The 11278-nt window shown below is 67.5% G+C and carries 9 protein-coding genes and 1 pseudogene; 5 read left to right on the forward strand and 5 right to left on the reverse strand.

Translation table 11 applies throughout. From position 1 onward, the window contains the following. Positions 1-36 precede the first annotated feature (36 nt). Positions 37-2763, forward strand: a complete 2727-nt coding sequence (locus CR919_RS20135; RefSeq protein ID WP_099821533.1) for a TonB-dependent receptor — start codon at positions 37-39, stop codon at positions 2761-2763. Between the two features lie 62 nt (positions 2764-2825). Here the strand turns inward: CR919_RS20135 and CR919_RS20140 are convergent, their stop codons facing one another. After that, a complete protein-coding gene (locus tag CR919_RS20140; RefSeq protein WP_099821534.1) occupies positions 2826-3467 on the reverse strand; it encodes a hypothetical protein in 642 nt (213 codons plus the stop codon). A gap of 184 nt (positions 3468-3651) precedes the next feature. Between CR919_RS20140 and CR919_RS20145 the strand changes: the two genes are divergently transcribed. Then, a complete protein-coding gene (locus tag CR919_RS20145; protein ID WP_099821535.1) occupies positions 3652-4812 on the forward strand; it encodes an amidohydrolase family protein in 1161 nt (386 codons plus the stop codon). 116 nt (positions 4813-4928) lie between these two features. Here the strand turns inward: CR919_RS20145 and CR919_RS20150 are convergent, their stop codons facing one another. Then, positions 4929-5366, reverse strand: coding sequence for a DUF3806 domain-containing protein (locus CR919_RS20150; protein WP_099821536.1), 438 nt, complete (start codon positions 5364-5366; stop codon positions 4929-4931). A 131-nt stretch (positions 5367-5497) separates the two neighbouring features. Further along, the gene (locus tag CR919_RS20155; protein ID WP_099821537.1) at positions 5498-6379 is read right to left on the reverse strand and encodes a LysR substrate-binding domain-containing protein; all 882 of its coding nucleotides are present in this window, start codon (positions 6377-6379) and stop codon (positions 5498-5500) included. A 94-nt stretch (positions 6380-6473) separates the two neighbouring features. Here CR919_RS20155 and CR919_RS20160 point away from each other — a divergent pair, with 94 nt between their 5' ends. Then, positions 6474-7175: an ankyrin repeat domain-containing protein gene (locus CR919_RS20160; RefSeq protein WP_099821538.1), complete on the forward strand. Its 702-nt coding sequence runs from the start codon at positions 6474-6476 to the stop codon at positions 7173-7175. A gap of 49 nt (positions 7176-7224) precedes the next feature. Further along, a complete protein-coding gene (locus tag CR919_RS20165; protein ID WP_099821539.1) occupies positions 7225-8673 on the forward strand; it encodes an amidohydrolase family protein in 1449 nt (482 codons plus the stop codon). A 32-nt stretch (positions 8674-8705) separates the two neighbouring features. Here the strand turns inward: CR919_RS20165 and CR919_RS20170 are convergent, their stop codons facing one another. Further along, positions 8706-9635: a LysR family transcriptional regulator gene (locus CR919_RS20170; RefSeq protein ID WP_099821540.1), complete on the reverse strand. Its 930-nt coding sequence runs from the start codon at positions 9633-9635 to the stop codon at positions 8706-8708. Between the two features lie 93 nt (positions 9636-9728). Between CR919_RS20170 and CR919_RS20175 the strand changes: the two genes are divergently transcribed. Continuing rightward, positions 9729-10925 carry an MFS transporter gene (locus CR919_RS20175; RefSeq protein WP_099821541.1) on the forward strand — a complete coding sequence of 399 codons (1197 nt, stop codon included), beginning with the start codon at positions 9729-9731 and terminating at the stop codon, positions 10923-10925. Between the two features lie 231 nt (positions 10926-11156). Here CR919_RS20175 and CR919_RS20180 read toward each other — a convergent pair. Continuing rightward, a pseudogene (locus CR919_RS20180) lies at positions 11157-11278 on the reverse strand (IS110 family transposase); the annotation flags it as partial.

Raw genomic sequence — 11278 nt, forward strand, 5'->3', positions numbered from 1 at the left:
GCCCCGGACCACCCGCCCAACTCCCCCAGGAAGCCCATGTCCGCCTCTTCCCTGGCGCTGCGCCCGCGTCCGCTGGTGCTTGCCTTGTCGTCCCTGATGCTGGCCTCGTTGCCGGCCTTCGCGCAGGAAAGCGCACCCACCTCATTGCAGGAAGTGAAGGTCACCGGCTCGCGCATCCCCCGTGCCAGCGTCGAGGGGCCGTCACCGGTCACGGTGATCAGCCGCGAGCAGATCGATGCGCAGGGCTACCGCAACGCATTCGATGCGTTGAGCGCGCTCACTGAAAACACCGGCAACGTGCAGGGCGAGGACTTCGGCAACACCTTCACCCCGGCGGCGAACACCATCAACCTGCGTGGGCTGGGCCCGAACCGCACGCTGGTGCTGGTCAACGGCCGCCGCCAGGCCGACTATCCGCTGGCCTACGAAGGCTCGGTGAACGTGGTCAACCTGGCCAACATCCCCAGTGCGCTGATCGAGCGCATCGAGGTGCTGGCCGCCGGTGCATCGGCGGTGTACGGCTCCGATGCGATTGCCGGCGTGGTCAACATCATCCTCAAGGACCGCTTCGACGGCGTGGACGTCAACGTGCGTGCCGGCGGCACCCAGCAGGGCGGTGGCGACAACCAGCGCGTGCAGGTGGTGGGTGGCAGCTCGGGCGAGCGCTGGGAGGGCCTGTTCGGCTTCGAACTGGACGTGCGCAAGGCGATCCATGCGCGGCAGCGCGACTTCATGGATTCGCTGGACGATGATCCCACGGGCAAGGCGCCGCAGCCGACGGCCGTCGCCTATCGTCGCAACGCCGCCACCGGTCGCAACATCGATCCCGGCGCGGCCGGCTGCGATGCCGCTTCGGCCATCTATGGTGGCAGCGTGCTGCGCGCCAACAACCCGCGCCAGGGATGGTACTGCGGCAGCAACGAAGCCGCTGCCAGCTACTGGACCGTGCAGACCGAGAAGCGCAACCTCAACGGCTACGGCCTGCTGACGTTCCACGTCAACGACAGCACCGACCTGTTCGCCGATGTCGCCGTGGGCAGCGCACGGATCCACAACAACACGCGTGCACCCACCTGGACCTCGTCACGCAACTACTTCTACAACCAGAACACGGGCAACCTGGAGAGCTGGTACCGCCGCTTCGCGCCGGAGGAGATCGGCGGCCTGCCGCGCAACGCCAATCGCTTCCTGGAAAACTCGTGGTCGTTCAATGTCGGTGCGCGTGGCCAGTTCGGTGACAGCGGCTGGGACTACGAAGCGGTCTACAGCCGCTCGCGGTACGAGAACCGCACGCGCCGGCCGGTGCTGCTGGCCGGTATCAACGAGTATCTGCTGGGTCCGCAGCTGGGGGTGCGCAACGGCGTGGAGGTCTACGCACCGGATCCGTCGCGCCTGTTCCGGCCGCTGACGCCCGATGAGTACGGTCGCCTGTCCGACTACCAGGAAAGCCGCAACGCGGCGTGGCTGCAGACCTTCAGCGCGACGGTCAACGGCCGCCTGTTCGCATTGCCGGGTGGCGATGCCGCGTTGGCCGCAGTGGTCGAAGCGGGCAGCCAGGGCTACCGCAACCGTCCGGACCCGCGCCTGGGCACCGGTGAATTCTGGAACACCAGCGCCGGCATCGGTGCCGGTGGCGAACGTGACCGCTATGCGGCCGGTGTTGAACTGCAGCTGCCGTTGCTGCAGTCGCTGACCACCACCCTGGCAGGTCGCTACGACCAGTACCGCGCCGGTGGCGAGCATCTCGGCAAGGCGACCTGGAGCTTCGGTGTCGAATTCCGTCCGATCGAAAGCCTGCTGATCCGCGGCACCGCCGCCACCAGCTTCCGTGCGCCGGACATGAATTATGTGTTTGCCACCGAGACCCGTGGCTACAACCCGGGCATGACCGACTACTGGCGCTGCCGCACCGCCGGCCAGTCGTATGACAACTGCGACTACAACGGCCTGTCGATCGACTACAGCAACCGCGCCAATCCGCAGCTGCAGCCGGAGTCGGCCAAATCGTATGGCTTCGGCGTGGTCTGGTCGCCGCTGTCCGGGCTGGATTTCAGCGCTGACTACTACGACATCCGCATCGACAACGAGGTGACCAGCCTCGACACCAGCCGCATCCTGCGTGATGAGGCCGACTGCCGGCTGGGTCGCACCCTCGGTGGCGAGGCGCGCGACATCGGTTCGCCGCTGTGCCAGGACGCGCTGTCGCGGGTGATCCGCAACCCCTCCAATGCCACCGTGCAGCCGGACCAGGTGACCCGCGTGTTGATCAATCCGATCAATGCGGCATCGGAATCGGTGCGTGGCGTCGACCTGAAGGGCAACTGGCGCTTCGATGCGGGCCGCTATGGCCGCTTCACCACGCGTCTGGCCTACACCCTGGTGCTGGAGCACGAGTACAAGCAGTTTGCCGATGACGAAGTGCGCGACATCCGCAATTCGCTGGATGACTGGCAGTGGCGCAGCAAGGCCAATGGCAGCATCAGCTGGAACCAGGGCGACTGGACCGCGACGATCTATGGCAACCGTTATGGCTCGTTGCCCAAGAGCGATGGCAGTGGCCGCATCGCGCCGTACATGACCTACAACGCCAGTGTGTTCCGCCAGTTCGGCGAAAACCTGACACTGGGCGTGATCGTCAACAACCTGCGCGACAGCCGGCCGCCGGCGGACAGGAATGGCGGTGGCTGGCCGTTCTATCCGGTCGGCAACTACGACCCCTATGGCCGTCAGTTCTGGGTGGAGCTGGATTACCGGTTCCGTTGATCGAAATGCAAAACGAAAGGCCCGGCATTGCCGGGCCTTTCTCCATTCAGCTCATTGCTGGATCAGGGCAGCGCCTGCACCAGATACGACTCGATGACGTAGCTGAAAGGCTGCCGCTGGCGGTCACGGAGCAGGGCGCGCACTTCCAGGATGACGCCATGGTCGCCTTCGCCGCGTGGCGGCCAGAACGTCTGGTCGGTGAGGGTCTGGCGCTGGAAGCCGAGCGGACCGACCACACGGCCAAATGGCTCGTCGGTGGTGTCGAGCACCTGGTTCATGGCCGCGCTGAGGTGATCGGGCAGGTACCAGTTGTCGGCCTCCGACAGCACCCGGCTGCCGCAGGCCAGCTGCACACGGCGGTAACGCAGGGACGTGGAGGCATTGGCGCCCAAGGCCTGCAGCACGTCGGCCGGCGCAGGCTTGTCCTGGCCATGTACGCGCACGGCGCGGACCCGGGCCTGCTCGGCCAGGCCGTGCTCGGCACACCAGCTTTCCAGGGTGGCGGTGGCGCTCTGGCCGGCCAGCACGCGCTGATGCAGCACCTCGACCAGCGCAGCCGAGGCGATCCGCTGCTGGCCTGGCGGCGCCTGCAGGGGCGCGCTGGCGTTGGCATCGGTGGCGGACAGGCTGGCGATCGGGGCGGCGGCCAACAGGGACGCGGCCTGCCAGCGGCGAAGACGATCGTGGCGGTCGGACGGGCCCATGCGGCATCACAGCGGAAACAGGCGCCCATGTTACCCGTTCAGGCGTGCATCCGGCGTCCCTGCGGCGCAGGGTCGCGGGCGGGATTCATCGTGCCGGTGAATGCATGGCATGCAGATATTTCGTTGGCCGATGGCAGCGGCGGCGGGCAGGATGGCGCCAGTGTTGGCTTTCCGGGAGATCCAGATGACCCTGCAGTTCGTCCATGGTGGCGTCGATCGCGACGGTACCCCCCTGCATTTCCACGTCCGTGATGGCCGTTTTGTCGGCATCAACGGCGACGACACGGCAGCAGAGGAAGCCCAGACCGTCGACCTGACCGGCTTTACCGTTCTGCCGGGACTGGTCGACGGCCATATCCATCTGGACAAGAGCTTTGTCGGTGATCACTGGCATCCGCACCAGCCGGTGAACAGCCTGCGTGAGCGGCTGGCGGTGGAGAAGACCGCGATAGCCGCCGCTGCACCGATGGCGGACCGTGCCGAGGCGCTGATCCGCCAGTGCAGCGGCTTCGGTACGGTGGCGATGCGTTGCCACGTCGACATCGATGGCAGCACCGGCCTGCGCCACCTGCAGGCGGTACGCGAGGCCGCGCTGCGCTGTGCCGACATCATGCGCATCCAGCTGGTGGCATTCCCGCAGGCGGGCGTGATGTCGTGCCCGGGTACAGCGGCGGTGCTGGAACAGGCGATCGCCGCAGGGGTGGAAGTATTGGGGGGCATCGACCCGAGCACGTTGGATGGGGATGCCGAAGGCCAGCTGGCGTTGTTGTTCGGGCTGGCCGAGCGCTATGGCGTACGCTTGGACATCCACCTGCACGAGCCGGGCGAGACCGGGCTGGCGCAGCTGCTGCGGATCGCGGCGCGCACGCGCGCGTCGGGCCTGCAGGGCAGGGTGGCAGTCAGTCATGCCTATGCGCTGGGCGAGGTGCCATTGGCACGCGCGCTACAGGTCGGCGAGGCGTTGGCTGCCGCAGGCGTAGCGATCATGAGCAACGCGCCGGGCGACCATCCGTTCCCGCCGCTGCGCGCCCTGCACGACGCAGGTGTGCGCGTGTTCGCGGGCAACGACAACATCCGCGATTGCTGGTGGCCGTACGGCAACGGCGACCTGCTGCAGCGGGCGATGCTGCTGGGCTATCGGTCGGGCTTCTACACCGATGCGGACCTGATGCTGGCGCTGGACATGGTCACCACCCACGCGGCGGCGGTGATCGGGTTGCCGCAGTACGGCATTGCAGACGGTCTTCCGGCCACCTTCGTGGCGGTACGTGCCGACCATGGTCCGGCTGCGGTGGCAGGGGTGCCGGTGGAGCGCCGCGTGGTGGTCGACGGTCGCTGGCTGTAGATCCATTCCATGCGTGGATGGAACCATCCCGCGGTTACGTTCATCCACGCATGGCGTGGATCTACCCATCACGCCGCGCCAACCCCTTGTGGTGCCGAGCCATGCTCGGCAGCCTTTCAGGCGTAATCGTCGGCGCGGGTGGCGACGAACTCCTCCAACCACGCCAGCAGATGGGCGATGTCGATCGTCTCGCCCTGCTCGACGCGTTTGAGCAACAGCGTGCTGACTCCGATCTGCAGGCTGCTGTCGGCATAGCGCAGCACCGCGTCGATGCCCCAGGCGTCAGTGACCTGCATCCAGGCCAGGCCCGGCACGCGCTGGGCCAGCGTGTCGCCGAACGCCACACCCAGCGCCTCCCAGCCATCGCAGTCGTCACGATCGATCAGCTCCGCATCGACCACGCGCTGCAGCGTCGGGGCCGACAGTGGCCATTGCACCGGCAGGGTGGGAAACTCGGCGGCCACGCGAGCGGCGATCCGTGAACGCTGGTGCTGCAGATGCGCTTGCAGCGCAGCGGGCAGGGGATCGAAGCGGGTGGGGATTTCGTCGGACATGGCGAAGTGCCGCGGGCCACGGAAACAGCAGGCACTGTAGCGGGTAATGTTGCCCGCCGTGCGGCCGGATTGACCATGTTTCGATGCTTGACGCGCGAAAGGCATCCACGCATGGCGTGGATCTACTGTTGTCAGTCCGGTTCGCGTTGCACTTGGCGCCACAGTTCGCTGGCCAGCGCACGCACCGCATCATCGGCATCGGCACGATGCAGCAGGCCGATCTCGTAGTTGTCGACCACCGGCAGGTCGCGCTGGCCATCGATGATGCGGTGTTCGCGGTTGACCGCGCGACGTGGCAGCAGGCTGATGCCGATGCCGTCCGCCACCGCGCCCTGGATGCCGCTCAGCGAGGAACTGGTGAACGCGATGCGCCAGCGCAGGCCCAGTGCCTCGACGGCCTGGATCATCTCGTCGCGGTACAGCCCACGCGGCGGGAACGTGACCAGCGGTAGCGGGTCCTGCTGCAGGCTGCTGCTGCGCAGGCTGTCGATCCAGTGCATCGGTTCGCGCCGGCAATGCACGGCCTGGCGGGTGTTGCGACGTTGCTTGACCAGCACCAGGTCCAGCTCGCCATGGTCAAAGCCGTGGGCCAGATCACGGCTGAGGCCGCTGCTGATTTCCAGCTTGACCTGCGGGTGGCGGCGGCTGAAGGCGGCGAGCATGCGCGTGGTCTGGGCGTTGACGAAGTCCTCCGGCACACCGATGCGCACTGCGGTCTCCACGGTGGCACCGGCCAATGCCTGGGCCAGCTCCTCGTTCAGATCGAGCATGCGCCGGGCATAGCCCAGCAGGGTGTGCCCGGCATCGGTGGGATGCACGTCGCGGTGGCCGCGCTCGAGCAGGCGGTGACCGGCGAGTTCCTCCAGGCGGCGAACCTTCTGGCTGACCGTGGACTGGGTCGAATGCAGGCGGGTGGCCGCGGTGGTGAAGCTGCCGCAGTCGGCGACCATCACCAGGGCCCGCAGCAGGTCCAGTTCGAACACTGTTCTATTCGATTTGGCACTGTCTTGCATTTGAACATTTCACTTCTGGATACCCGTGCCGACTTCTACCATGCAGGGCAGGGGCCGGCAATGGCCGGCGCCATCGCGCATGAGGAGAGTCACGATGCACCACCTTCGCTCCCGGCAGCGTCGTTCGGCAGTGGCTCGCATGCTGTTGCTGTGCCTGCTGGTCATGGTGATCCCGGCATGCACGGCGACTTCCAGCAGCGACGCTGATGCGCAGTTGCGCGATGCCGCCAGCCGCGGCGACGCCGAGGCCGTGCGCGAGTCACTGGACGCGGGTGCCGATCTGGAAGCCCGTGACGGCCAGGGCCGCACGGCCCTGCTGCTGGCCACCCACGGCAACAACGTGGACGTGGCGCGCGAGCTGATCGAGGCCGGCGCCGACGTCAATGCCAAGGACGCGATGCAGGACAGCGCCTACCTGTACGCTGGCGCACGCGGCCTGGACGAGATCCTGGCGCTGACCCTCGCGCACGGTGCAGACCTGCGCAGCACCAACCGCTATGGCGGTACCGCGCTGATTCCTGCTGCCGAGCGCGGTCATGTCGCTACCGTGCGTACGCTGCTGCGCGCTGGCGTGGCCGTGGACCATGTCAATCGCCTGCACTGGACTGCACTGCTGGAGGCGATTCTGCTCGGCGATGGCGGCGCGCGCCACGTGCAGATCGTGCAGCTGCTGCTGGACGCCGGTGCCAACCCCGAGCTTGCCGATGGCGACGGCGTAACGCCGCTGGCGCATGCCCGGCAACGCGGTTACACCCACATCGAAACCCTGCTGCGCCAGCACGGCGCGGCACGCTGACACCCGCCCCTTCCACCCGCACGCTGCCGTGCCCACCAGGATGCTCTCCATGTTCCGTTCCCATCCGTTGTCCCTTGCCGTCCTTCTTGCGGTTGCACCGCTGTCGGCGTCTGCCACCGAGCGCGCCGACCTGCTGATCCGCAACGCCACGGTGGTCGATGTCGAGCACGCGCGCAGCGTGCCCGGGCAGAGCGTGGTCATCCGTGGCGAGGACATCGTCGCGGTCGGCCCCGATGCGCAGGTGCGCAGCCAGTGGAGCAGCAGCCGCCAGATCGACGCCAAGGGCAAGTACCTGATTCCCGGCCTGTGGGACATGCACGTGCATTTCGGTGGCGGCCCGGCGCTGGTGGAAGAGAACAAGGCGCTGCTGCCGCTGTACATCGCCCACGGCATCACCACGATCCGTGACTGCTCCGGCGATCTGCCGCAGCAGGTACTGCAGTGGCGCGGCGAAATTGCCAACGGCACGCTGTTCGGTCCGCGCCTGCTGACGTCGGGTGCGAAGATCGAAGGCATCAAGCCGGTCTGGAAGGGCACGATCGAGGTGGGCAGCAAGGCCGACGCGGACAAGGCGATCGAACGCCTGCAGCACGACAAGGTCGATTTCGTGAAGATCACCGACAGCACGCTGACCCCGGAACTGTTCCTGTACTCGGCCAGTGCCGCGCGCAAGGCGGGGTTCAAGGCCTCAGGCCATATTCCGATGGCGTTGACGGTGGAACAGGCAGTTGACGCAGGCCTGGCCTCGATCGAGCATCTGGACTATGCCTTCAAGGCGGGCAGCAAGGATGAAGCGCAGATTGCCGCCGATTTTGGCGCTGGGCGCATCGACCGCGCCGAGGCCAACCGCCGCCTCGACGCCAGCTTCGATCGCGAAACCGCGCTGCACGCCTATCGTGATTTCGCCAAGCGCGGCGTATTCGTGACGCCGACGCTCAATGGCGGCCGCATCCTCGACTTCCTCGACCAGGACGACCACGCCAACGATCCGTATCTGGCCTACATCGGCCCGGGCCTGCGCGCGACGTACGCCTGGCGCGTGGAGCGCGCGGCCAAGGCGACGCCGGCGCAGATCGAGGCGCGCCATGCGCAGTACCACCAGGTGGCCGCAGTGCTGCCGCTGCTGCAGGAAGCGGGGGTGACGATCATTGCCGGCACCGATGCGGGCTTCCTCAACTCGTTCAACTACCCGGGTATCGGCCTGCACCAGGAATTGCAGCTGTTCGTGAAGGAAGGCCTGAGCGCACCGCAGGCGCTGTCCGCCGCGACCCGCTCCGGCCCGGCCTGGTTCGGCCAGATGCAGCGCTATGGCGGTGTCGCCACGGGCAAGGCGGCCGATCTGGTGCTGCTGACCGCCAATCCGCTGCAGGACATCGCCGCCACCGAAAAGATCGACAGTGTGATCCTGCGCGGCGATGTGTACGATCGCGCGGCGCTGGACAGGATGCTGGCCGACACCAAGGCCAAGGTCGCTGGCTGGAATGCCGCGGCGAAGTAGAACCACGCCCGCGTTGATGTCGCCGGCAGCGCCTAGCGTGGCGCCGGCCGCATGCCATGCAGTTGTGGCAGCGCGGCTTTCATCGCGTCGATGAAGGCGCGCAGGCGCAGGGGTTGCTGTCGTGCGGCAGGGAACACCAGATGCACCGGCAGCGGCGGTGCCTGCCAGTCCGGCAGCAGCTGCACCAATCGCCCTTCGGCCAGGTCGTCGGCCACCAGCCAGGCCGAAACCACCGCCGCGCCCAATCCAGCACGTGCGGCCTGCTGCACCACGAACAGGTTGTCACTGAGCAGGCGTGGCGTGATGGACAGCGTGTGTGCGCGGCCTTGCGCGTCGTGCAGCAGCAGACGTTCACGGTAATAGGTGACCAGCGAGATCCATGGCAATGCCTGCGCCTGCTCGGGCGTGGTGATCGAGCCTGCATCGGCCAGCGAGGGTGCGGCCACCACGATGCGCGGTACTTCGGCCAGCGGCAGGGCGACCATGCGCGGTTCGTCGACCGTGCCGACCCGCACCGCGCAGTCGATGCCTTCGGCGATGAAGTCCGGACGGCGGTCCTCAAGGATCCACTCCAGGCTCAACTGTGGATGCTGGGCGAGGAAATCGAGCATGGTCGGCAGCAGCTGCGCCTGGCCGAATGCATGCGGCACCATCACCCGCAGGCGACCGCTGAGCATCTGGGCCTGGCCGTGCAGCTCGGCCTGCAGCGCTTCCCATTCGTCCACCACCCGCTGTGCATGGCGTTGGCAGCGCTGGCCGTCCTCGGTCAGCAGCAGGCCGTGGGTGGACCGCTGCAGCAGGCGCAGGCCCAGTTGCCGCTCCAGTGCCTGCAGCCGACGGCTGACGGTGGGCTGGGTGGTGCCCAGCTGCAGGGCAGCAGCAGAAAGGCTGCCGCTGTCCACGATACGCAGGAAAGTACGCAGCAGATCCAGGCGGTCGCCACCCGAGGCAAGGTCGTTCATGCGTATGACGTATGGCAAGTATGTGGCTGAGCCTACTACAGACGCACTGCGAATATCGGCACGCTACGCTCCACTTCTTTCCCGGATGCCCCCATGTCCACTCCCTCGCTCTCAACCATCACCACTGCGCCCAGCGCCGCGCCCGCCCCATCACTGGTACTGGCCATGGCCGCCGGTGCGGGCTTCTCGGTGGCCTCGCTCTACTACAGCCAGCCGATGCTGGGCCTGATCGCCCAGGATCTGGGTGCCGGCGAGCGCGCCGTGGGCCTGGTGCCGACCCTGACCCAGCTGGGCTATGCGCTGGGCATCCTGCTGCTGGCTCCGCTGGGCGACCGCTTCGACCGGCGCAACCTGATCCTGCTGAAGTCGGTTTTGCTGGCGTTGGCCCTGGGGGCGGCGGCCTTGGCCGGCCAGTTGTCGGGGCTGCTTGTTGCCAGCCTGCTGGTGGGGCTGATGGCCACGCTGGCGCAGGACATCGTGCCGGCCGCCGCGGTGCTGGCACCGGATGCGCAGCGTGGGCAGGTGGTGGGCCGGGTGATGACGGGCCTGCTGCTGGGCATCCTGCTGTCGCGCGTGGTCAGCGGCGTGGTGGCCGAAGCCTGGGGCTGGCGCGTGCAGTTCGGCCTGGCGGCTCTCTCGGTGCTGGCGATGGGCGCGGTGATGGCACGGGCACTGCCACACTTCGCCGCGACCAGCACGCTGCGCTACCCCGCGCTGTTGGGCTCGTTGCTGGCGCTCTGGCGCGAGCAGCCGCAGTTGCGTCGCGCCGTGGCCAGCCAGTCGCTGCTGGCGGTGGGCTTCAGTGCGTTCTGGTCGACGCTGGCGCTGATGCTGCACGCACGGCTGGGTCTGGGCAGTGCCGCTGCGGGTGCGTTCGGCATTGCCGGTGCTGCGGGTGCATTGGCTGCGCCCGTTGCTGGCCGCTTCGCCGATCGCTTGGGCAGCCCTGCGGTAGCGCGGTTGGCGATCGCCGTCGCGCTGGCAGGCTTTGCCCTGTTGCTGGCCGAGTCATGGCTGCCGGCCGCTGCGCTGCTGCCGTTGCTGGTGGTCAGCGCGTTGCTGTTCGATTTCGGTTTCCAGTCGGCGCTGGTCGCGCACCAGACTCTGGTCTACGGTCTGGTGCCGCCGGCACGCAGTCGCCTCAACGCGCTGCTGTTCACCGGCATGTTCATCGGCATGGCCGGCGGTGGCGCACTGGGCAGCCTGGCGCTGGCGCAGTGGGGGTGGCAGGGCGTGGCGTGGCTGGCGACGATCTGTGCCGGTGGCAGCCTGCTGATCCGCCTGCGTTGAGGGTGTGTTCGGCAGGGCTGCGCCCTGCACCCGCCGAAACAACGGCAACGGCAACGGCAACGGCAGAAGCTGGATTCCGTGGGAGGGCGGGGCGGTGTCGGATTGCGGGGACGCCGCAAGTACGTCCTTGTAGCAACTGTGTTTGCAGGAGGAGCTTCGGCCCTTCCTGCAGACGGGCACGGTAGTGCCGGCCGCTGGCCGGCAGCCTCTGGATGTACGCACCCATTGACGTCAGGCGGGGATCGGTCCGCTCTGGGCGTCACGCATGCGGGCGTTGAGGATCACCAGCATCTTCCGCATCACCGCCACGATGGCTACTTTGGCCTCCTTGCCGCGCGCCCGCAGGGAGCGGT

This window comes from Stenotrophomonas sp. LMG 10879, from assembly GCF_002750935.1.
Classification (GTDB): domain Bacteria; phylum Pseudomonadota; class Gammaproteobacteria; order Xanthomonadales; family Xanthomonadaceae; genus Stenotrophomonas; species Stenotrophomonas lactitubi_B.